20 protein-coding genes are annotated in these 21,784 nt (G+C 69.0%); 15 read left to right on the plus strand and 5 right to left on the minus strand.

What is annotated here, in order from left to right; genetic code table 11:
* Positions 1 to 47 precede the first annotated feature (47 nt).
* Positions 48 to 803, plus strand: coding sequence for a TetR/AcrR family transcriptional regulator (locus tag A3AG_RS0119285; RefSeq protein WP_018007006.1), 756 nt, complete (start codon positions 48 to 50; stop codon positions 801 to 803).
* Between the two features lie 26 nt (positions 804 to 829).
* On the opposite strand, the gene A3AG_RS0119290 is transcribed toward A3AG_RS0119285, so the two are convergent.
* Genes A3AG_RS0119290 through A3AG_RS0119305 form a run of 4 tightly spaced genes read right to left on the minus strand, consistent with a single transcriptional unit; the run spans position 830 to position 4,157 of the window.
* Positions 830 to 1,465, minus strand: coding sequence for an N-carbamoylsarcosine amidohydrolase (locus A3AG_RS0119290; protein ID WP_018007007.1), 636 nt, complete (start codon positions 1,463 to 1,465; stop codon positions 830 to 832).
* Complete coding sequence (locus A3AG_RS0119295) at positions 1,458 to 2,546, minus strand: 2,5-dihydroxypyridine 5,6-dioxygenase NicX family protein (RefSeq protein ID WP_018007008.1); 1,089 nt, start codon at positions 2,544 to 2,546, stop codon at positions 1,458 to 1,460. The genes A3AG_RS0119290 and A3AG_RS0119295 overlap by 8 nt, the downstream gene beginning before the upstream one ends.
* A 16-nt stretch (positions 2,547 to 2,562) precedes the next feature.
* On the minus strand, positions 2,563 to 3,393 hold the full coding sequence (locus A3AG_RS0119300) for an alpha/beta fold hydrolase (protein WP_018007009.1): 831 nt from the start codon (positions 3,391 to 3,393) through the stop codon (positions 2,563 to 2,565).
* 11 nt (positions 3,394 to 3,404) lie between these two features.
* Positions 3,405 to 4,157 (minus strand): maleate cis-trans isomerase family protein, encoded by a 753-nt coding sequence (locus A3AG_RS0119305; protein WP_010812897.1) that lies wholly within the window; start codon positions 4,155 to 4,157, stop codon positions 3,405 to 3,407.
* 378 nt (positions 4,158 to 4,535) lie between these two features.
* Between A3AG_RS0119305 and A3AG_RS0119310 the strand changes: the two genes are divergently transcribed.
* From A3AG_RS0119310 to A3AG_RS33530, 6 genes are all read left to right on the plus strand, one after another.
* A complete protein-coding gene (locus A3AG_RS0119310; protein ID WP_018007010.1) occupies positions 4,536 to 5,696 on the plus strand; it encodes an FAD-dependent monooxygenase in 1,161 nt (386 codons plus the stop codon).
* Positions 5,697 to 5,786: 90 nt separating this feature from the next.
* A complete protein-coding gene (locus tag A3AG_RS0119315; protein ID WP_018007011.1) occupies positions 5,787 to 6,284 on the plus strand; it encodes a (2Fe-2S)-binding protein in 498 nt (165 codons plus the stop codon).
* The gene (locus tag A3AG_RS0119320; RefSeq protein WP_018007012.1) at positions 6,281 to 9,232 is read left to right on the plus strand and encodes a c-type cytochrome; all 2,952 of its coding nucleotides are present in this window, start codon (positions 6,281 to 6,283) and stop codon (positions 9,230 to 9,232) included. Before A3AG_RS0119315 ends, A3AG_RS0119320 begins: the two co-directional genes overlap by 4 nt.
* Before the next feature lie 601 nt (positions 9,233 to 9,833).
* A complete protein-coding gene (locus tag A3AG_RS0119325) occupies positions 9,834 to 11,234 on the plus strand; it encodes an MFS transporter (RefSeq protein ID WP_018007013.1) in 1,401 nt (466 codons plus the stop codon).
* A 149-nt stretch (positions 11,235 to 11,383) separates the two neighbouring features.
* Positions 11,384 to 12,034 (plus strand): uracil phosphoribosyltransferase, encoded by a 651-nt coding sequence (gene upp / locus A3AG_RS0119330; RefSeq protein WP_012352165.1) that lies wholly within the window; start codon positions 11,384 to 11,386, stop codon positions 12,032 to 12,034.
* Positions 12,035 to 12,161: 127 nt separating this feature from the next.
* Entirely contained in the window at positions 12,162 to 12,326 is a 165-nt protein-coding gene (locus tag A3AG_RS33530; RefSeq protein WP_018007014.1) for a DUF3149 domain-containing protein, read from the plus strand.
* Positions 12,327 to 12,503: 177 nt separating this feature from the next.
* On the opposite strand, the gene A3AG_RS0119340 is transcribed toward A3AG_RS33530, so the two are convergent.
* The gene (locus A3AG_RS0119340) at positions 12,504 to 14,027 is read right to left on the minus strand and encodes a helicase HerA-like C-terminal domain-containing protein (RefSeq protein ID WP_018007015.1); all 1,524 of its coding nucleotides are present in this window, start codon (positions 14,025 to 14,027) and stop codon (positions 12,504 to 12,506) included.
* A 209-nt stretch (positions 14,028 to 14,236) separates the two neighbouring features.
* Between A3AG_RS0119340 and A3AG_RS0119345 the strand changes: the two genes are divergently transcribed.
* The 8 genes from A3AG_RS0119345 to rng all read left to right on the plus strand — a co-directional run bounded on the left by A3AG_RS0119345 (position 14,237) and on the right by rng (position 21,738).
* Positions 14,237 to 14,962 carry a YebC/PmpR family DNA-binding transcriptional regulator gene (locus A3AG_RS0119345; protein WP_018007016.1) on the plus strand — a complete coding sequence of 242 codons (726 nt, stop codon included), beginning with the start codon at positions 14,237 to 14,239 and terminating at the stop codon, positions 14,960 to 14,962.
* An 89-nt stretch (positions 14,963 to 15,051) separates the two neighbouring features.
* Positions 15,052 to 16,320, plus strand: a complete 1,269-nt coding sequence (gene purD, locus A3AG_RS0119350; RefSeq protein ID WP_026164314.1) for a phosphoribosylamine--glycine ligase — start codon at positions 15,052 to 15,054, stop codon at positions 16,318 to 16,320.
* Between the two features lie 143 nt (positions 16,321 to 16,463).
* Positions 16,464 to 17,375: an oxygen-dependent coproporphyrinogen oxidase gene (hemF, locus tag A3AG_RS0119355; RefSeq protein ID WP_018007018.1), complete on the plus strand. Its 912-nt coding sequence runs from the start codon at positions 16,464 to 16,466 to the stop codon at positions 17,373 to 17,375.
* 10 nt (positions 17,376 to 17,385) lie between these two features.
* Positions 17,386 to 18,123 carry a nicotinate-nucleotide adenylyltransferase gene (locus A3AG_RS0119360; protein WP_018007019.1) on the plus strand — a complete coding sequence of 246 codons (738 nt, stop codon included), beginning with the start codon at positions 17,386 to 17,388 and terminating at the stop codon, positions 18,121 to 18,123.
* Between the two features lie 63 nt (positions 18,124 to 18,186).
* Positions 18,187 to 18,945, plus strand: coding sequence for a ribosome silencing factor (rsfS, locus tag A3AG_RS0119365; RefSeq protein WP_018007020.1), 759 nt, complete (start codon positions 18,187 to 18,189; stop codon positions 18,943 to 18,945).
* A 62-nt stretch (positions 18,946 to 19,007) separates the two neighbouring features.
* Positions 19,008 to 19,487, plus strand: a complete 480-nt coding sequence (gene rlmH / locus A3AG_RS0119370) for a 23S rRNA (pseudouridine(1915)-N(3))-methyltransferase RlmH (RefSeq protein WP_011614787.1) — start codon at positions 19,008 to 19,010, stop codon at positions 19,485 to 19,487.
* A gap of 44 nt (positions 19,488 to 19,531) precedes the next feature.
* Positions 19,532 to 20,146 carry a Maf family protein gene (locus A3AG_RS0119375; protein ID WP_018007021.1) on the plus strand — a complete coding sequence of 205 codons (615 nt, stop codon included), beginning with the start codon at positions 19,532 to 19,534 and terminating at the stop codon, positions 20,144 to 20,146.
* Between the two features lie 125 nt (positions 20,147 to 20,271).
* A complete protein-coding gene (gene rng, locus A3AG_RS0119380; RefSeq protein ID WP_018007022.1) occupies positions 20,272 to 21,738 on the plus strand; it encodes a ribonuclease G in 1,467 nt (488 codons plus the stop codon).
* Positions 21,739 to 21,784 lie beyond the last annotated feature (46 nt).

Consider the following 21,784-nt stretch of genomic DNA (forward strand, 5'->3'; position numbering starts at 1 on the left):
CCGCCGTTATACTGCCAGCCAACAGGCACACGGCAAGAACATCCACCATGACCACCAAGACTGCGGCCGCGCCCGCCACCCGTCGGGCGGCAGCCGGCACCCGGGCCCGGCAGGCGCAGGACAGCCGCGAGCGCATCCTGAAGGCGGCCATCAAGGTTTTCGCCCAGCGCGGCTACGACGGCGGCCGCATCGAGCGCATCTCGTCGCTGGCCAAGACCTACGACCGGATGATCTATTACTACTTCGGCAGCAAGGAGAAGCTGTTCGTCGAAGTGCTGGAGACCATCTACCTGCAGCTGAACCAGGCCGAGCAGCAGCTCGAGCACGAGCTCGATGCCGCCGACCCGGTGCGCGCGCTGTCGCAGCTGATCGATTTCGTCTGGCAGTACTACCTGGACCATCCCGAGTTCGTCGCCATCCTGACCAGCGAGAACATGAGCCAGGGCAAGCACGCGAAGAAGTCGGTGCGGCTGCGCGAGATCTCCAGCTACGCGCTGTCTGTGCTCGACGGCATCCTCGCGCGCGGCAAGGCCGCCGGACTGTTCCGAGCGGACGCCGGCGCGCGCGACGTGTATATGGTGATCGCTTCGCTCGGCTACTTCTACAACTCCAACCATCATACGCTCAGCGCCTTCCTGGGCGAGCCCATGATGAGCCCGCCCGCGCTGGCGCACTGGCGCGATGTGATCCAGCAGACCGTCCTGCGCACGGTGGCCATGCCCGGCGCCGTGCCGGAGGCGCCTGTGCCAACCGCTGCCGCGCCGCGCAATGCGGCACGCGGCAGGCGCGCGGCGGCAGGCTGAGACCGGCACGGCGCCATCGGCCAGGCTCAGGCGGCGGCGCGCACGCCTGCCACCTGCGCCAGCGCCTCATCCCGCGTCAGCACCGTGGCGTACTTCTGCGCCATGTCGAACAGGTTGGCCTCGTGCGGTCCCAGCGCGCGGTCGCCCACGCAATCCGACACCACCAGCGGGCGGAACCCCAGCGACATCGCATCGACCACGCTGGCGCGCACGCAGCCGCTGGTGACGCAGCCGGCCACCAGCAAGGTCTGCACGCCACGCTGCGTCAGCCATGCCGCCAGCGAGGTGCCGAAGAACGCCGACGGCACCGTCTTGCGCACCACCAGCTCACCCGGCGCAGGCGCGAGTTCGGGCACGATCTGGCTGTTGTGGCCCGCTTCCTTCAGCGTCAGCATGCCCGGCACCTTCAGCGTGAAGATGTTGTGGTCGCTGTCGTCGTCGGCGAACACGATGCGGCTGTGCGCCACCGGCCAGCCTTGCTCGCGCGCGGCGCGCAGCAGCGGCTGGGTGTTGCGGATGGCCTCGGGGATATTGCCGCCGCCGAACACCGCCGGATCGGCAAAGCCGTTGACGAAGTCGATGATCAGCAGCCCGTACGGCGCCTTCGGTTCCATCGCCGCGCCGAAGCCCTGGCGCTGGTAGGTCTGCACTGCGTCATCCATGGCGCGAGTCCTTGTCTGCCTTGTAGAGCGATGCGGCCGGGGCATGGTGCCCGTCCATCACCTTGCCGCGCACCACCACCGGCTCGCCGTCGAGGCTGACGGTGCAGTGGCGCACGGGGATATCGATATGGCAGGCGGTGGTGCGGCTGCCGCCGGCTTCGTTGTTGGGGCCGAACGAGCACAGGAAGTTGCCCTCGTACGCGCGCGCATCCATGCCGATGGTGGCCTCGCGGTCGTACATCGCCAGCGCCGACCAGCTCGCGCGCGGCTGCAGGCCCCAGCCGATATGCGACATGGCATACGCTTCCGGGTCGTTGAACGAGGCCATGTAGTCGGCCAGCAGCTCGGCATCGACGCCGCCTTCGATGCGGCGCACGTAGCCGGCCTCGACCGTGATGCGGATCGGCGCCTGCAGATAGGACTTCATCGGCAGCAGGATGTCGCCGCGGTCCAGCACGATGGTGCCGTCGGTGCCGCCCTCGTCGGGCCAGGTCAGCACGAAGCCGCTCGGCCAGTGGTCCCAGCGTCCGGGCTCGTCGACAAAGCCGTACTCGCTGATCGCGGGGAATTCGCCCAGGCGGCAGCGCAGGTCCATGCCGGCATCGGACACGATATGCATCTCGCGCGCCTTGCCCAGCCGCTGCGTGGCAGCCTTGACGCGGGCGCGGTCGGCCTCGGTCGGCACCAGCCGCGCCAGCACTTCGGGCGGCTCCACCGCCAGCAGGATTTTGGTGCCGCCGGACAGGATCTCGTGCTGCTCGGGCGAGAACAGCAGCGTCATCAGGTCCAGCACCAGGTCGCTCGCCTTCAGCGCGGCGATCGCCGCCGGATTGCCGGTCAGCGGCGTGGTGCCCAGATAGGCCAGCGCATCGCGGCTCAATGCCTTCTCGCCGTTGACCGGCGGCAGGTCGAGCCGGTTGACGATGGCGCCCATCGACGCCGCCGCCACCATGGCCGTGCGCAGCGTCTGCGGATGCGTGGCGGCACCGGTCAGCACGGTGACGGTCTGTCCCGGCTGCAGCTTCGACAGCGTCAGCACCTGCTTCCACGCTGCCGTCAGGTCGTAATCGCTTACGGGCATGTTCGCTCCCTATCCATCAATTCAGCGGCGCGCCGAGGAAATCGCCGAAGGCACGGTAGAAGCCGGCCTCGTCGTCCCACGGGATCATGTGCCCGGCATTGGCGACGTGCGCGACCAGCAAGCCCGGCAGCAGCGTGCGCATCTCCTGCACGTCATCCGCGCGGATCACGTCGCCGCGGCCGGCCGTCATCAGCAGCGCCGGCACGGCGACCCGCGGCAGGTCGGCGTGGATATCGTCCTCATGGAAGCCGTTGAAGCTGGCCAGGATCGCGCGCTCGTCGCAGGTATGCAGCCATTGCGCGCGCAGGCGCAGCTGGTCTTCGGTCCACGTCGGGCAGAAGGCGCGCATGCCTTCGGCGTCGATGCCCTGCTGCGCCAGCCGGATCGAGTCGATGTACCACGGCAGTTGCGACGGATAGGCGCGGCGGCCCGGGCCCGACACCGGCGGATCGACCAGCACCAGCCGCGTCAGGCCCGCGGGCCTGGCGCGCGCGGCGCGGATGCCGATGCGCGCGCCCATCGAATGGCCAACCACGGCATAGCGCTGCAGTCCCAGCGCCGCGGCCAGGGCGACCACGTCGGCGGCCTGCGCATCGAGGCTGTAGTCCAGCTCCGGGCCGGCCTGCGACAGGCCGCGGCCGCGCACGTCGAGCACATAGGTATCGAACTGCTGCCCGAAGCGCTCGCCGACGAAGCCCCAGGTCACCGCGGGGCTGGTGATGCCCGGCACGATGATGACGGCATCGCGCTGCGCGCGCGCGCCCTGCTGTCCGCCATAGCGAAGGTAGTGCTGGCGGATGCCGTTGGCGTGGACGTGGGCGCCGTAGAGAAAGGTGCTGTCTGCCATGGCCCGCCCCTTCAGTACGCGCCCGACAGCAACGCGCCGGCGCCCGGCACCACCGGCTCCAACCCCAGCCGCTTGAGCAGCGCATACGTGGTGGCAACGGCGGCGGTCACGACCGGCTTGCCGGTCATGGCCTCGACCTTGGCGACCGCGGGCAGCGACGGCATCTGCACGCAGGCCGACAGCACGATGACGTCGGCGTCGGCGGTGTTCATCTGCGCGACGATCTCCGGCAGCCTGGCCGGGTCATGGCGGCCGACCTCCAGGTTGTCGGGAATCTCCAGCGCGCGGTAGTCGACCACCTCGTAGCCTTCGTTGCGGATGTAGTCGACCACCAGCTCGGTCAGCGGCTTCATGTACGGCGCCACCACCGCGATGCGCTTCGCGCCCATCACCTTGAGCGCATCGACCAGCGCGCCGGCGCTGGTGATCACCGGCGCGTCGCCGCCGTTCTCGGCGGTATGCGCCTGCAGGCGCTGCTCGGAGACGCGGTGGTAGCCGTGGCCCATCGCCATGATCGCCACCAGGCAGGCGTAGCCGAGCACGTCGACGCGGGCGTCGCTCAGTTCCACCGCGCAGCGGTCGGATTCCGCATCCATCGCGGCCAGCTCTTCCTTGACCACCTTCTTCATCCGCATCCGGCTCGAATGGAAGGTGAAACGCTCCGGGCGCACCAGCTGGCGCGCGGCCAGCATCGCCGGGATCTCGGTTTCCATGGTGGTGTTGGAGCTCGGCACGATCTGGCCGATTCGGAAAACTTTCTGCACTGTCGACTCCGTCATCTGTTTGTCTGCCCTTGGTTGCGCTTTGGTCGCGCTCTCGGTCGGTATGCCTGCAGCGACCCGGGGGCCTGCATACTGCGAACGATTGTAGTGTACACACTTTATATAGGCAAACAGATTCTGCACCGGCCGCGATTCACTCGTTCAGTGCACACTGAATCCATGAATCCCTGTTTTTGCGCATGATTTCCCCATTGCAGCGCATCATTGCAAATCCATCACATCGTCATCAGGGTTTTCCATAGGTTCATCTGATTTCGCCTTTACCTCGATATTTTGAGTGTGTACACTCGTTTTCAACGGTAGGCCGCGTGGCCGCCCCAGCCCCCCATCGACTTTTGTGTCATTGCCAGGAGAAATAACGTGCAAGGCAAACCGCGAATCGCAGTTGTCGGCGCCGGACTCGGAGGGACGGCCGCGGCCGCCCTGCTGCAGCGAGCCGGCTTCCAAGTCAGGCTGTATGAACAGGCACCGGCGTTCTCGCGCCTGGGCGCGGGCATCCATGTCGGGCCCAACGTGATGAAGATCATGCGGCGCATCGGCATCGAGGACGCGCTCAACGACATGGGCTGCCACCCCGACTACTGGTACAGCCGCGACGGCCTCACCGGCGAAGTGATCGCGCAGATCCCGCTTGGCGACTATGCGGTGCGCCACTACGGCGCCAGCTACCTGACCGTGCATCGCGGCGACTTCCACAAGCTGCTGACCGACGCCGTCGCGCCCGGCACGCTGTTCTTCAACAAGAAGCTGGAAAGCGTCACCGACCAGGGCGATGTGGTGCAGCTGCGCTTCACCGACGGCACGGTCGAGGAGGCCGATATCGTGATCGGCGCCGACGGCGTCAATTCCCGCATCCGCGAGACCCTGCTGGGCGCCGAGCCGCCCAAGTACACCGGCTACGTCGCGCACCGCGCGGTGTTCCCGATCTCGCGCGTCAAGGGCTTCACGCACGACCGCTGCACCAAGTGGTGGACCGATGACCGCCACATGATGGTCTACTTCGACACCAGCAAGCTCGACGAGATCTACTACGTCACCGGCGTGCCCGAGCCCGAGTGGGACATGAGCAAGAGCTGGGTGCCGAGCAGCATCGAAGAGATGCGCGCGGCCTTCGACGGCTGGCACGAAGGCGTGCAATCGCTGATCGAAGGCACGGTCGAAGTGACCAAGTGGCCGCTGCTGGAGCGCGACCCGCTGCCGCTGTGGAGCCGGGGCCGCCTGGTGCTGCTGGGCGACGCCTGCCACCCGATGAAGCCGCATATGGCGCAGGGCGCCGCGATGGCGATCGAGGATGCCGCCATGCTGACGCGCTGCTTCGCCGAAGCCGGCACCGACGACTACGCCGCCGCCTTCGCGCTGTACGAGGCCAACCGCGCCGAGCGCGCCGGCAAGGTCCAGCTGGTCTCGCACAACAATACCTGGCTGCGCAGCAACGAGAACCCGGACTGGTGTTTCGGCTACGATGTGTTTAACGTGCCGCTGGTGTCGGCCGGGAGCAAGCCGCTGTCCGAAGCCGCCTGATCGCCTGACCGCCCCTGCCCGCCGCCGCCCCTCGCCAAGGAAGGGGCGCGGCGCCGCGATGCGTGATGTTCAAACCGCCCCCAGCCCCCGATGAACACGCCCCGCCCCCTGACCCTGCAGGTCAACCACGCCGAGCACACGCTCGAGGTGGCGCCTGACACGCCGCTGCTCTACATCCTGCGCAACGACCTCTGCTGCAACGGGCCCAAGTACGGTTGCGGCCTGGGCCAGTGCGGCGCCTGCACGGTGCTGGTGGACGGCCTGCCGGCGCGTTCGTGCGTGCTGCCGGTCAAGGCCGTGGTGGGCCACGCGGTGACCACGCTCGAGGGCCTGGGCACGGCACAGCATCCCGACCCCGTGCAGCAGGCATTTATCGAAGAACAGGCCGCGCAATGCGGCTATTGCCTGAACGGCATGATCATGACCGCCAAGGCGCTGCTGGCGCAGAACCCCGATCCCGACGAAGCCCAGATCCGCGAAGCCTTGCGCTTCAACCTGTGCCGTTGCGGCACGCATGTGGAAATCGTGCGCGCGGTCAGGCGGGCCGCGGTGCTGCAGCGGCAGGCCGCGCAAGGGGCGGCGTCGTGAGCTCGGGCATCGTGCAAGCCTCCACGCAAGCGACGGCACTGGCCACCGGCCTGCCGCCGCACGCCGCCGATTGCCTGGTGGCCCATGTGCTGACACCGCCGGGCCTGCGCTGGGTGGGCGGCGAGCCGCTCGCGGCGCGCCTGCTGCACGCCGGGCGCGATGCCGCGCTGGCGCTGCCCGGCATCCGCGCCGTGCTGGTCCGCAACAACTTTGCCGGCGTGGCCGCGGTCTCGGCCGCCCAGGCCGCCGACGCGGCGCGCGCCCTGCGGGCGCGCTGGTCTGGTCTGCCGCGCGCCAACGCCACCCCTGCGGCGCGCCACACACTGGCGCAACGCGGCGATGCCGCCTCTGCGCTCGAACATGCCCGCGCAACCCACACACAGCATTACCAGTGGCCGCTGGCGGGCACCCGCGACGATGGCTGCTGCACCGTTGTCGCCGAGTGGCGCGACGGCACGCTGACCGTATGGCTGCCGGCCACGCGCCCCGGCGCGCTGCGCGCCGAACTGGCCGCGCTGCTGGGCATCGCGCCAACGCAAGTGCGACTGGTCTGCTGGCAAGACCAAAACGACCGCGCCGACCCCACGCTGCTGGCTCCGCACGCCGCCGCCGACGCGGCCCTGCTGGCGCACGCCAGCGGGCAAGCGGTGGTGCGCCGGCTGCGCGCCGCCGAGGTGGGCCTGGCCGATGCCGCGCTCGATATCCGCGTCGATAGCGCGCGCAGCGGCGCCACTGTCGACGCCTACGCCGCCACGCTGGCGGGCACGCCACCCCCGGCAGCGCCGCTGGCGCTGTGGCTCACGCTCACGCCGGCGCCGGTGGCCGACGCCATCGAGGCGAGCCATGACGGCGACGCTGCGCTGCCGCCGTATGGCATCCCGCATGTCGAACTGTCCGTGTCCGGCGACCCGGCTGCATTCGCCGCCGCGCCGCTGACGGCAGCCTGCGCGCAAGTGTTCGCGCGCGAATCGCATCTCGACGAGCTTGCCGCCGCCAGCGACGCCGACCCGGTGGCGCTGCGCCTCGCGCATCTGGACGACCCGCGCGGCGCCGCGCTGGTGCGGCAGGTGGCCGGGCGCGCCGGCTGGGACCCGGACGCCCATGCCGCCGCGCCGCGCGCGACCCCCGCCGCAGGCAATGTGCGGCGCGGCCGCGGCTTTGCCTACGCCCACACCATCGACCACGACGCCGGCCAGAGCTGGTCGGCGTGGGTCGCGGAAGTCGAGGTCGACGGCACCACCGGCGAGCTGGCGGTCACGCGCGTCACGGTCGGGCATGACAGCGAATCGCTGCCGCCACCGCAAGCCGCCGCAATAACGCGCTCGATGCCGCGCTCGATCGAGCGGGACGTGGCCGCAACCGCGCTGCAACTGACCGCCGCCACGCCGGCGTTCGACACCTGGCCGGCCGACACGCGTGTTGCGGGGGAAACCTTGCCTGCCATGCCGGCCCGGGCCCTGCCGGAAGTGCGGCTGGCCGGCACGCTGGCCACGCCCGATGCGCTGGCTGCCGGCCCCACCGATTCGATGCCCGCGGCCGCCGCCGTCGCCAATGCCATCTTCGACGCCACCGGCGTGCGCCTGCGCAAGCCACCGTTCAGCGCCGAACGCATCCGCCTGGCGCTGGCCGAGGCCAATCCCGGCAAGCAACGCAAGAAGCGCGGCTGGATCGCAGCGGCGGCCGCCGCCGCGGCCGGCGTGTGCGCCACGCTGTTGCCCTGGCGCGCGCCGATCGCGCCGGTGGCGCCGCCCGAGCCCGGCTTCTATTCCGCCGCCACGCTCGAACGCGGCCGGCTGGTGGCGGCCGCCGGCGACTGCGCGGTCTGCCATACCGCGCCCGGCGGCGTGAAGAACGCCGGCGGCCTGCCGCTGGAAACACCCTTCGGCACGGTCTACAGCACCAACATCACGCCGGATGTGCAGACCGGCATCGGCAACTGGTCGTTCGCCGCATTCGAGCGCGCCATGCGCGAAGGCATCCACCGCGACGGGCGGCGCCTGTATCCGGCATTCCCGTACACCGCCTTCGCCAGGATCAGCGATGGCGACATGCAGGCGCTGTACGGCTACCTGATGTCGGCCCAGCCGGTGACATCCGCGGTGCCGCAGACGCAGCTCGCCTTCCCGTTCAACCTGCGGCCGCTGCTGGCCGGCTGGAACCTGCTGTTCCATCGCAACGAACGCTTTACGCCGGACCCGGCGCAATCGGCGCAATGGAATCGCGGCGCATACCTGGCCGAGGGGCTGGGCCACTGCAGCGCCTGCCATTCGCCGCGCAACGCCCTGGGTGCCGAGCAAGGCGGCCGGCGCTACCTGACCGGCGGCAGCGCCGAAGGCTGGGAAGCGCCGGCGCTGACCGCGCTGTCGCACGCCCCGGTGCCGTGGACCGAGGCCGCGCTGTTCACTTACCTGCGCGGCGGCTATGCACCGCATCATGGCGCCGCGGCGGGACCGATGGCGCCGGTGGTGGAAGAGCTCGCGCAACTGCCCGAGGACGACGTGCGCGCGATCGCGCATTACGTAGCCTCGTTCGGGGCGCCCGCGCCGGCACCGTCGGTGCTGGCGGCGCAGGCCGCGCAGGTCGAACAACGCAGCCAGCAGGCCGCGCGCACGCTTGGCGGTGCCGCCGAACGCCTGTACCAGAGCGCCTGCGCGGTCTGCCACCAGTCGGACCAGGGCATCGCGCAGTTCGGCGTCAAGCCGTCGCTGGCGCTCAATACCAACCTGCACAGCAAGCTGCCCGACAACGTGATCCAGGTGCTGCTGCGCGGCATGCCGGCACCTCCCAACAGCGAACTGGGCGCGATGCCGGCCTATGCCGACACGCTCGACGACCGGCAGATCGCGCAACTGGTGCAGTACCTGCGCGCGCGCTTTGCGCCCGACAAACCCGCCTGGCAGGACCTGGAGAACACCGTTGCGCGGCTGCGCGCGACGCCTGCCCACTGAACCACCGGAGCACCGTGCACCACGCTGCGGGCCTTGCGCATCGGCGCCGGGCGCCTGGGCGTGACCCACCCTGCGCCAGCCGGCTTGCGCGCGGGAAAACCCCGAGGAGAGAAACGCAATTCGGCCTTGCCCGCCAGTTTCATGTAGCTTACGCTGAACGATCATGTAGTGCGCACTACATGAGTGCCAGCGGGCACGCAGCGGTGCCTCCCCGCACAAGGACGGCGCGCCGCATGCGGCGGACAAGAACACAAAACCATAAGACCGGCCCGATACATCACCGGACGCGCTGGCGCGGGGCTTGCATGGTTCCGCCAGACCACCGGCGCGCCGGGACACCGGTCGGGCCTGACCAAACCAAGGGTAGACAACCAGGAGTGACTATGTCGTATCAGATCCAGCAAGCTGTTGCAGGCGTACTACCGGGCTAGTTCCAGCCTCGCCAGGCGGAAGCCATCGCCCCCGCCGGGATGCCCCCACGGTGCCAATCGTGCCGGTCGTGCCAGCCAGCCCGGCGCCGTTGCATGCCGCAGCTGCCGGCATCGCCCCGAGCGTGCTTCCGAGTTCCAGAACCAGCCTATAACGAGACAGGTAGACCAACATGTCGTCATCCATTTCATCCATGGCCACCACGACCATCCCGGACGCCACGCTAGGCTCGGCCCCGCAGCCCAGCGCGCGCGCAGCGTCGTCGCAACCCATCACGATCGAGCAAGGCATCCGCGCCGCCGGCGTCGGCCGCTTCCAGTACCGGCTCTTCGTCATCTTCGGCCTGGTGTGGCTTGCCGACGCGATGCAGGTGCTGTCGATCGGCTTCACCGCGCCGTCGATCGCGGCCACCTTCGGCATCCCGGTGCCGACCGCGCTGCAGACCGGCACCATGTTCTTCGTCGGCATGCTGATCGGCGCCTTCGCCTTCGGCCGGCTGGCCGACCGCATCGGCCGCCGCCCGGTGCTGATGATGGCGGTGGTCATCGACGCCATCTGCGGCGTCGCCTCGGCCTTCGCGCCGGACTTCCAGTGGCTGCTGCTGCTGCGCTTCCTGACCGGCATCGGCGTCGGCGGCACCCTGCCGGTCGACTACACCATGATGGCCGAGTTCCTGCCGTCGGACCGGCGCGGCCGCTGGCTGGTGCTGCTGGAGTCGTTCTGGGCGGTCGGCACCATCCTGCTGGCAATCCTGGCGCTGATCGCGGTGTCGCGCGGCAATGACGCGTGGCGGCTGATCTTCCTGGTCACCGGCATCCCGGCGCTGGTCGGCGTGGTGTTCCGCTTCTTCGTGCCCGAGTCGCCGCTCTACCTGAACAAGTCAGGGCGCTCGGACGAGGCCCGCGCGGTGCTGCAGCGGGTGGCCGCGGCCAACCGCGTGTCGGTCGAGATCGGCGCGCTGCAGCCGCAGAAGATGGAGCGCAAATCGGTGTTCGCGCTGTTCGCCGCCGGCTGCCGGCGCCGCACCATCTGCCTGCTGGCGGCGTGGATGCTGATCTCGATCGCCTATTACGGGGTCTTCGTCTATCTGCCGGTGAAGCTGGCGGGCCAGGGCTTCGGCTTCATGCGCGGCCAGGTGTTCCTGATCGTGCTGGCGCTGGTGCAGCTGCCGGGCTTCGCGCTGGCCGCGCATGGCGTCGAGCGCTGGGGCCGCAAGCCGACCCTGATCGGCTTCCTGCTGCTGAGCGCGGCGGGTTGCATGCTGTACAGCCTGGGCCAGTCGCCCGCGCTGGTGATCGGCTCGACCCTGCTGATGAGCTTCTCGCTGCTCGGCACCTGGGGCGCGCTGTACGCCTTCACGCCCGAGGTGTACCCGACCGACCTGCGCGCCAGCGGCATGGGTACCGCGGGCGCGATGGCGCGCTTCGGCGGCCTGTTCGCCCCGTCCATCGTCGCGCCGATCATGGCCAGCCAGTTCACGCTGGCGCTGGCGCTGCTGTCCTCGTTCCTGGCCGTCGCGGCGCTCGCCATCTTCCTGGTGGATATCGAGTCGAAGAACCGCGCGCTCGACTAGCCCGAGGCGCCACGCGGCCACTGCGGGCCGCTGCCGGGCGCGGCGGCCCGCTTCCATTACAATCCGGCTGCAACGGCGCGGCGCGCGAGCCCCAACTGGCCTCGCGCGCCCGCTTCACTCGCCATCCCGCCGAGCCCTCGCCGCCAGCCATGAAACAAGACCCGCGCTTTCCCAATCTCTTCATCCTCGACCACCCGCTGATCCAGCACAAGCTCTCGCACATGCGCGACAAGGAAACGTCGACGCGCACGTTCCGCGAGCTGCTGCGCGAGATCACGCTGCTGATGGGCTACGAGATCACCCGCAACCTGCCGCTGACCACGCGCCGCATCGAAACCCCGCTGGTCGAGCTGGACGCGCCGGTGATCGCCGGCAAGAAGCTGACCATCGTGCCGGTGCTGCGCGCGGGCGTGGGCATGAGCGATGGCCTGGTCGAGCTGATCCCGTCGGCGCGCATCGGCCATATCGGCGTGTACCGCGACGAGCAGCACCGCCCGGTGGAATACCTGGTGCGCCTGCCGGCGCTGGAAGACCGCAGCTTTATCCTGTGCGATCCGATGGTCGCCACCGGCTATTCCGCCGCGCACGCGGTGGAGGTGCTCAAGCGCCGCGGCGTCAAGGACGAGGCCATCACCTTCGTCGCGCTGGTAGCCGCGCCCGAGGGGGTGGAAGTGTTCCAGAAGGCGCATCCGGGGGTGAAGCTTTTCGTCGCCTCGCTCGACAGCCACCTGGATGCCGATGCGTACATCGTGCCCGGACTGGGCGATGCGGGCGACCGGCTGTTCGGCACCAAGAACTGACGGCACGGACCCGGGCTGGCCGGCGCTTGACCGGCCTCAATAGCCCGCCTGGTGCGGCTCCCTACACTGGCGGCAAGCGCCGGCGCAACCACGCCGCGCGCCGCCATCCACACCAAGGGAGCCACACATGGAAGCCTTCAAGATCCTGTTCAGCACCAGCACCGGGCTGATGAGCCTGGGCGTGATCGCCTTCATCATCGGCATGGGCTGGTTCTTTGCCCGCCTGTTCGCGCGCAAGATGCGCGAGGACGCTGAAGCGGCGAGAACCAGAGACGCGGCGCAGCGGCGTTGACGCTCGAACTACCTACCGCTGGGGTACTCCCTCTCCCGCCTGCGGGAGAGGGTCGGGATGAGGGCGGGAGCTTCCACGAAGTAACAGCTGCCGCAATTGCCGGCGCCCGCCCTCACCCCCGGCCCCTCTCCCGCGCGCGGGAGAGGGGAGCAAACCGCGGGCAAGCTTGCACTGCCTTTACTTTTTCTTCCCCAGCAAACTCCCCAGCACGCCCCGAATCAGCTCGCGCCCGACCTGCGAGCCCACCGTGCGCGCCGCCGACTTGGCCATCGATTCCAGGATCGAATCGCCGCGGCCGCTCTTGCCAGTGCCCTTGGTCAGCGTGCCGAAGATTTCGCCGGCGGTGCCGAGCCAGCCGCTGTCCTGCTCGCCCGCCGGCTGCCCGGACTGTGCGCCGCCCGCGCCCTTGCCGCCATTGGCCACGGTCGGAACGCTGCCGCGCAGCTTTTCATAAGCGGATTCGCGGTCGACGGTCTTGTCATAGGTGCCGGCCACCAGCGAGTTTGCGATCAGCTGCCGGCGTTCGTCCTCGGTGGCCGGGCCGATGCGGCTGCCCGGCGCCAGCACCCAGGCGCGCTCGGTCACGCACGGCGTGCCCTTGGCGTCGAGGAACGACACCAGCGCCTCGCCCACGCCCAGTTCGCCGATGGCGCTCTCCAGGTCCAGCTTCGGGTTGGCGCGCATGGTGGTGGCCGCCACCTTGACCGCCTTCTGGTCGCGCGGGGTGAAGGCGCGCAGCGCATGCTGCACGCGGTTACCGAGCTGCCCCAGCACCGTATCCGGGATATCCACCGGGTTCTGCGTGACGAAGTACACACCCACGCCCTTGGAGCGCACCAGCCGCACCACCTGCTCGATCTTGTCGAGCAGCGCCTTGGGCGCATCGTTGAACAGCAGGTGGGCCTCGTCGAAGAAGAACACCAGCTTGGGCTGGTCCAGGTCGCCGGCCTCGGGCAGCTTCTCGAACAGTTCGGACAGCATCCACAGCAGGAAGGTCGCGTAAAGCCGCGGCGAGTTCATCAGCTTGTCGGCGGCCAGGATATTGACCACGCCCTGGCCCTGGTCGGTCTGGATGAAGTCTTCCAGGTTCAGCATGGGCTCGCCGAAGAAGACGTCGCCGCCCTGCGATTCCAGCGCGATCAGCCCGCGCTGGATCGCGCCGATCGAGGCGGCCGAGATATTGCCGTACTCGGTGGTGAACTGGCCGGCGTTGTCGCCGACATACTGCAGCATCGCGCGCAGGTCCTTGGCGTCGAGCAGCAGCAGGCCGTTGGCGTCGGCAATGCGGAACACCAGATTCAGCACGCCCTGCTGCGTATCGTTCAGCTCGAGCATGCGCGACAGCAGCAGCGGCCCCATGTGCGAGACCGTGGCGCGCACGGGATGGCCCTTCTCGCCGAACACATCCCACAACGTGGTGGGGCAGCCGCCCCACGCCGGCTCGGGCAGGTTCAGGTCGGCGAGCCGCTGCTTGAGCTTGTCCGACGGCTGGCCGGGCTGCGAAATGCCGGTCAGGTCACCTTTGACATCCGCCATGAACACCGGCACGCCCAGGCGCGAGAACCCCTGCGCCAGCGTCTGCAGCGTGACGGTCTTGCCGGTGCCGGTGGCGCCGGTGATCAGCCCGTGCCGGTTGCCCATCTGCGGCAGCAGCACCAGTTCATGTTCGGCATTCTTGGCGATGAGGATGGGGTCGGCCATGATGTTCCTGGATTCCGGTGAGGGTCGGTACGGTGTGGGCGGCGCGGACAGGCCCGCGTGATAAAATCCCGGGCTGATTATAGCCAGCCGCCAGGCATACCCGTCACCTGGCGCGCGCCGCCCGCCCGCCTTGCGGATGCCGCCGCGGCGCGCCTGGCGACCCCGCACAACATCACCGCAGATCACCGCATTCCGCTTCGGAGAGAATCATGGCCGGTCACTCGAAATGGGCCAATATCAAACACAAGAAAGCCGCCGCCGACGCCAAGCGCGGCAAGATCTGGACCCGCCTGATCAAGGAAATCACCGTGGCCGCCAAGCTCGGCGGCGGTGATCCCGACTCCAACCCGCGCCTGCGCCTGTCCATGGACAAGGCCATGGACGCCAACATGCCCAAGGACAACATCCAGCGCGCGATCCAGCGCGGCGTGGGTGGCCTGGAAGGCGTGAACTACGAGGAAATCCGCTATGAAGGCTACGGCCTGAGCGGCGCCGCGATCATCGTCGACTGCCTCACCGACAACCGCACCCGCACCGTGGCCGAAGTGCGCCATGCGTTTTCCAAGCACGGCGGCAACATGGGCACCGAGGGTTCGGTGGCCTTCATGTTCACCCACTGCGGGCAATTCCTGTTTGCGCCCGGCACGCCGGAAGACAAGCTGATGGAAGCCGCGCTGGAAGCCGGCGCCGACGATGTCGTCACCAACGACGACGGCTCGATCGAGGTCACCTGCCCGCCCAACGATTTTTCGGCGGTCAAGGCCGCGCTGGAGGCCGCCGGCTTCAAGGCGGAAGTTGCCGACGTGGTGATGAAGCCGCAGAACGAAGTCAGCTTCAGCGGCGACGACGCCGCCAAGATGCAGAAGCTGCTCGACGCCCTGGAAAACCTGGACGACGTGCAGGAAGTCTTCACCAACGCGGTGATCGAAGACTAAAACGGTAACAAGCTCCCCAACGGCGGCGGCCCGGCTTTCAAGACCCAGCTGCCGCCTTTTTGCATGCGTTTCTTTTCTGGCAGTGGATCATGAAAGTATTGGTTGTCGGCTCGGGTGGACGTGAACACGCGCTGGCCTGGAAATTGGCCCAGTCGCCCAAGGTGCAGGTGGTGTACGTCGCGCCGGGCAACGGCGGAACCGCGCTCGACAAGCGCCTGCAGAATGTTCCGCTGACCGATCCCGAGGTCATCGCGGCGTTTGCCGAGCGTGAAGGCGTGGCCTTCACCGTGGTCGGCCCCGAGGCCCCGCTCGCCGCGGGCATCGTCGATATCTTCCGCGCCAAGGGGTTGCGCATCTTCGGCCCGACCCAGGCCGCGGCGCAGCTGGAATCGTCCAAGGATTTCGCCAAGGCGTTCATGCAGCGCCACGGCATCCCGACCGCCGCCTACCAGACCTTTGCCGACGCCGCCCAGGCGCATGCCTATATCGACGCGCAGGGCGCGCCGATCGTGATCAAGGCCGACGGCCTGGCCGCGGGCAAGGGCGTGGTGGTGGCGATGACGCTGGAGGAAGCGCACCAGGCGGTCGACATGATGCTCGACGGCAACAAGCTGGGCGACGCCGGCGCGCGCGTGGTGATCGAAGAGTTCCTGGAAGGCGAGGAAGCCAGCTTCATCGTGCTGGTCGACGGCAAGAACGTGCTGGCGCTGGCCACCAGCCAGGACCACAAGCGCCTGCTCGACGCCGATGCCGGCCCCAACACCGGCGGCATGGGCGCGTACTCGCCGGCGCCGGTGGTCACGCCCGCGCTGCACGCGCGCGCGCTGCGCGAGATCATCCTGCCGACCGTGCGCGGCATGGAAAAGGATGGCATCCCTTACACCGGCTTCCTCTACGCCGGCCTGATGATCGACCAGGACGGCAATCCGAAGACGCTGGAATTCAACTGCCGCATGGGCGATCCCGAGACCCAGCCGATCCTGGCGCGCCTGAAGACCGACCTGGTCGACGTGATGGAAGCCGCCGTCTCGGGCAAGCTCGACAGCATCGAGCTGGACTGGGACCGCCGCACCGCGCTGGGCGTGGTGATGGCCGCCCACGGCTACCCCGACGCCCCCCGCAAGGGCGATGCCATCACCGGCATCCCGGCCGAAACCGACGACAGCGTGACCTTCCACGCCGGCACCACGCTCAAGGACGGCACCCTGCTGACCTCGGGCGGGCGCGTGCTGTGCGTGGTCGGCCTGGCCGATACCGTCAAGGCCGCGCAACGCGCCGCCTATGCCGCGGTCGAGCAGATCCGCTTCGACGGCATGCAGTACCGCACCGACATCGGCTACCGCGCCATCAAGCGCTGACGCGCCGCCCGCGGCGGGCCTGGCGACCAGAAGGCCGCCCAGCCGGTACAATCGTGACAATGCTGTGACGCACCCGGCAGCCGACTGGCTGCCGGCGTGCCATCCGGCCGGTCCATTCGTCGGTTTATCCGATTCAGCCCACCATGATCGATTCCCAGGCAGTCCGTGCCTATCTGCTCGGTCTGCAAGACCGCATCACCGATGCCATCGGTGCCATCGACGGCCAGCCGTTCCTGACCGACGCCTGGGAGAAACCGCCCACCGAACGCCTGCGCGGCAGCGGCCGCACCCGCATCCTGGAAGGCGGCGCGGTGATGGAGCGCGCCGGCGTGGGCTTCTCGCACGTGAGCGGCGACACCCTGCCGCCGTCGGCCACGGCCAACCGGCCGGAACTGGCGGGGCGCAGCTTCGAGGCCATGGGCGTGTCGCTGGTGTTCCATCCGCGCAATCCCCACGTGCCCACGGTGCATATGAACGTGCGCTGCTTCCTGGCGGTAAAGCCGGGCGCGGAACCGGTCTGGTGGTTCGGCGGCGGCATGGACCTGACGCCCTACTACGGCAACGCCGACGACTGCACGCACTTCCACCGCACCTGCCGGCAGGCACTGGCGCCGTTCGGCGACGACCTGTATCCGCGCTTCAAGCAGTGGTGCGACGAGTATTTCTTCCTGAAGCACCGCAACGAGGCGCGCGGCATCGGGGGGATCTTCTTCGACGACTTCTCCGCGCTCGGCTTCGAGCGCAGCTTCGCCATGATGCAGGCGGTCGGCGACGCCTTCCTCGACGCCTACCTGCCAATCCTGCAGGCGCGCAAGGACATGCCCTACGGCGAGCGCGAGCGCGCATTCCAGGCCTACCGGCGCGGGCGCTACGTCGAATTCAACCTGGTGTTCGACCGCGGCACGCTGTTCGGCCTGCAATCGGGCGGCCGCGCCGAATCCATCCTGATGTCGATGCCGCCGCTGGCGGCCTGGCGCTATGACTGGCAACCGGAGCCTGGCAGCCCCGAAGCGGCGCTGTACGCCGACTTCCTGCCGGCGCGCGACTGGGCCTGACGGCTAAGCCATGGCCCATCCCCCGCCCCCCCGCAAGCCCGCCGCCGACGCGGGCGCCTCGCCACAGGCCGGCGCCGCCCGCCCCTACCGCCTGGGTATCCTGGGCGGCACCTTCGACCCGCCTCACGTCGGCCACCTGGCGCTGGCGCGGCTGTGCATCGACCATCTCGGGCTGGACGAGCTAGTGTGGATTCCCACCGGCCAGTCCTGGCAGAAAGGCGACGACGTGACCCCGGCCGCCGACCGCCTGGCGATGACCGAGCTGGCCGCGGCGGCGCTTGGCGACAGCGGCGCCCGGGTCCGCGTCAGCCGCATGGAAGTGGACCGCGCCGGCCCCAGCTACACCATCGACACGGTGCGCCAGCTGCGCGACGAATACGGTCCCGAGGCGTCGCTGTGCTGGCTGATGGGCGCCGACCAGCTGCTGCGCCTGCACACCTGGCATGGCTGGCAGGAGCTGTTCGCGCACGTGCATTTGTGCACCGCGACACGGCCGCGCTTCGCGCTGGAGGCGCTGGAGGGTCCGGTGCTGGCCGCACTGGCCGAGCGCCAGGCCGACACGCACCTGATACAATGCACGCCCTCCGGCCGGATGTGGATCGACCAGACGCTCGCCGTCGACCTCTCTTCCACCCATCTGCGCCAGCGGCTGGCGGCCGGCCAGCCGGCGGATGACCAACTGCCGCCCGGCGTGGCACACTACATTGCCAGCCACGGGCTGTACCGCAACGCCCCGGCCCGGGCCTGACCAGGGTCGCATCGATCCCGGCGCCCACCCCCAAACCGATCTCAGCTGAACAAGAAGACACCCATGGATATTCGTAAACTGCAACGCGCCATCGTCGACGGCCTCGAGGATGTCAAAGCGCAGGACATCAAGGTGTACGACACCAGCCACCTGACGGAACTGTTCGACCGGGTGGTGATTGCCAGCGGGACATCCAACCGGCAGACCAAGGCGCTGGCAGCGTCGGTGCGGGATACGGTGAAGGAAGCGGGCGGCCATATCGTCGCGGTCGAGGGCCTGGAAACCGGCGAATGGGTGCTGGTCGACTGCGGCGATGCCGTGGTCCACATCCTGCAGCCGCAGCTGCGCCTGTACTACAACCTGGAAGAGATCTGGGGCGACAAGCCGGTGCGCATGAAGCTGGCCAGCGGCGCGCGCAGCCTGGCCAAGGCCAGCGAGCCGATCGACGAGGACCAGGACGAGCGCGAGGACGAGGCCCCGGTGCGCACCGTGCGCCGTGCCAGCAACCTGCGTCCGGCGCTGGCGCGCCTGCCCGAAGGCATGAAAGAGCCGTCGCCGCCGATGGGCCACGAGGACACCGACGCGGACGCCATCGCCACCATCCGCAAGCCGGCCCGCAAGACCGCCACCAAGACGACGGCGAGCAAGACCGCCGGCACCCGCGCCGCCGCGCCGCGCAAGACCGCCGCCGGCACCACCGCGCGCAAGACCGCGACCAAGACCGCTACCAAGACGGCCACCAAGACCGTGGCAAAGAAGGCACCCGCCAAGACCGCCGCGGCCAAGCCGGCCGCGCGCAAGCGAGCCACGCGCCCGGCCTGAGTCCGGTGCGCGGCCACTCGACGAGTCCGGCGGCCGCGCCGCCCCATCCCATCGCCTGACCCATGCAACTGGTGATCGTGGCCGTCGGCCACAAGATGCCCGGCTGGATCGAAACCGGCTTCAGCGAGTACGCCAAGCGCATGCCGCCCGAGCTGCGCATCGAGCTGCGCGAGGTCAAGCCCGAGACCCGCTCGTCCAGCAATAACGCCGCCACCGTGATGCAGCGCGAAGCCGCGCGCATCGAGGCGGTGCTGGGCAGCCTGTCGAAGCAGTGCCGCATCGTTGCGCTGGACGAACGCGGCCGCGACTTCACCACGGTGCAACTGGCCGCGCAGCTGACCGACTGGCAGCGCGAGGGCGGCGACGTGGCCTTCCTGATCGGCGGCGCCGACGGGCTCGACCCCGCGCTCAAGGCCCGCGCCAGCACGCTGATCCGGCTCTCCAGCCTGACCCTGCCGCACGGCATGGTGCGCGTGCTGCTGGCCGAGCAGCTGTACCGTGCGTGGTCCGTCACGCAGAACCACCCCTACCATCGGGCCTGATTCGACGACTGATCTCCGGCCGTCGCCGGAAGGCCCCCGCCGCGATGCCCGACACCCTGCACGACTACCTCTACCTCGCCTCGCAAAGCCCGCGCCGGCGCGAGCTGCTGACCCAGCTCGGCGTGCGCTACGAACTGCTGCTGGCCGACGACGACGAAGACGCCGAAGCGCTCGAAGCGGTGCTGCCCGCCGAGACCCCCGACGACTATGTCCAGCGCGTGTGCGCGCTCAAGGCCGAAGCCGCGCTGCGCCGGCGCGAGCGCCGCGCGCTGCCCGATGCGCCGGTGCTGACCTCGGACACCACGGTCTGCCTCGGCGGCCGCATCCTCGGCAAGCCCGCCGACGGCGCCGACGCCGCCGCCATGCTGGAGGCGCTGGCCGGCACCACCCACCGCGTGCTGACCGCGGTGACGGTGGTGTCGACCACCGGCATGCGCCATGCGCTGTCGGTTTCGGAGGTCACCTTCCGCCCGCTGCAGCCGGCCGAGATCGAGCGCTACGTCGCCAGCGGCGAGCCGCTCGGCAAGGCCGGCGCCTACGGCATCCAGGGCCGCGCGGCCGAGTTCGTGGCGCGGATTGCAGGCAGCTATTCAGGTATCATGGGCTTGCCCTTGTTTGAGACGGCCGCGTTACTTCGCCAGGCCGGCCTGCGGTTCTGAGCGGCACCGCCGGCCAACCGTATTCCGCCGCAAGACCGGTCGCTTACGCGCCGCATATCCGCCGCATATCCGCCGCATGTCCGGCCCCTCACCGGGCCGGCTCCCGGCGACGCGTTTCACCCGCTATGACTGAAGACATACTCGTCAACATCACGCCCCAAGAGACCCGCGTCGCAATCGTGCAGCAGGCCGCCGTCCAGGAACTGCATGTCGAACGCACGCTCACGCGCGGGCTGGTCGGCAACATCTATCTGGGCAAGGTGGTGCGCGTGCTGCCCGGCATGCAGTCGGCCTTTATCGACATCGGCCTGGAGCGCGCCGCCTTCCTGCACGTTGCCGACATCTGGCATCCGCGCGACCCGGACCGCAACAACTCCACGCCGCAGCTCGCCATCGAGAAGACCCTGTTCGAGGGCCAGGCGCTGATGGTGCAGGTGATCAAGGACCCGATCGGCACCAAGGGGGCCCGGCTGTCGACCCAGGTCAGCATCGCCGGGCGCACGCTGGTGTACCTGCCGCAGGACCCGCATATCGGCATCTCGCAGCGCATCGAAGGCGAGATCGACCGCGAGGCGCTGCGCAGCCGCGTGCAGGGCCTGGTGCCCGCCGACGAGCGCGGCGGCTTTATCGTGCGCACCATCGCCGAGGAAGCGACCGACGAGGAACTCGGCAACGATATCGCCTACCTGCGCAAGATCTGGGGCGCGATCCGCCAGAACGCCACCACGCTGCCCGCGCCGAGCCTGCTCTACCAGGACCTGAACCTGGCCCAGCGCGTGTTGCGCGACTTCATCAACGACGCCACCGGCGTTATCCAGATCGACTCGCGCGAGAACTACCAGATGCTGCTGGAGTTCGCCAAGGAATACACGCCGGCGGTGCTGCCGCGGCTGTCGCACTACACCGGCGAGCGGCCGATCTTCGACCTGTTCAATATCGATGCCGAGATCGAGAAGGCGCTGTCGCGTCGGGTCGACCTGAAGTCGGGCGGCTACCTGATGATCGACCAGACCGAGGCGATGACGACCATCGACGTCAACACCGGCGGCTACGTCGGCGCGCGCAACTTCGACGACACCATCTTCAAGACCAACCTGGAGGCAGCCCACACCATCGCGCGCCAGCTGCGGCTGCGCAACCTCGGCGGCATCATCATCATCGACTTCATCGACATGGAGAACGCCGAGCACCGCGACGCGGTGCTGTCCGAACTCAAGCGCGCGCTGTCGCGCGACCGCACCCGCATCACCGTCAACAGCTTCTCGCAGCTGGGCCTGGTCGAGATGACGCGCAAGCGCACGCGCGAGTCGCTGGCGCACGTGCTGTGCGAACAATGCCCGGTGTGCCAGGGCAAGGGCCAGGTCAAGACCCCGCGCACGGTCTGCTACGACATCCTGCGCGAGATCATGCGCGAATCGCGCCAGTTCAACCCGCGCGAGTTCCGCATCCTGGCCTCGCAGGAAGTGATCGACCTGTTCCTGGAAGAGGAAAGCCAGCACCTGGCGATGCTGGGCGACTTCATCGGCAAGCCGATTTCGCTGCAGGTGGAATCGACCTTTCACCAGGAGCAGTACGACATCATCCTGATGTGAAGCGGCCGGCGCGCTGTTCCGCCACCGCCATAGCGAAACAGCCCGC

The sequence above is a fragment of the Cupriavidus neocaledonicus genome (genome assembly GCF_000372525.1).
Taxonomy (GTDB): domain Bacteria; phylum Pseudomonadota; class Gammaproteobacteria; order Burkholderiales; family Burkholderiaceae; genus Cupriavidus; species Cupriavidus neocaledonicus.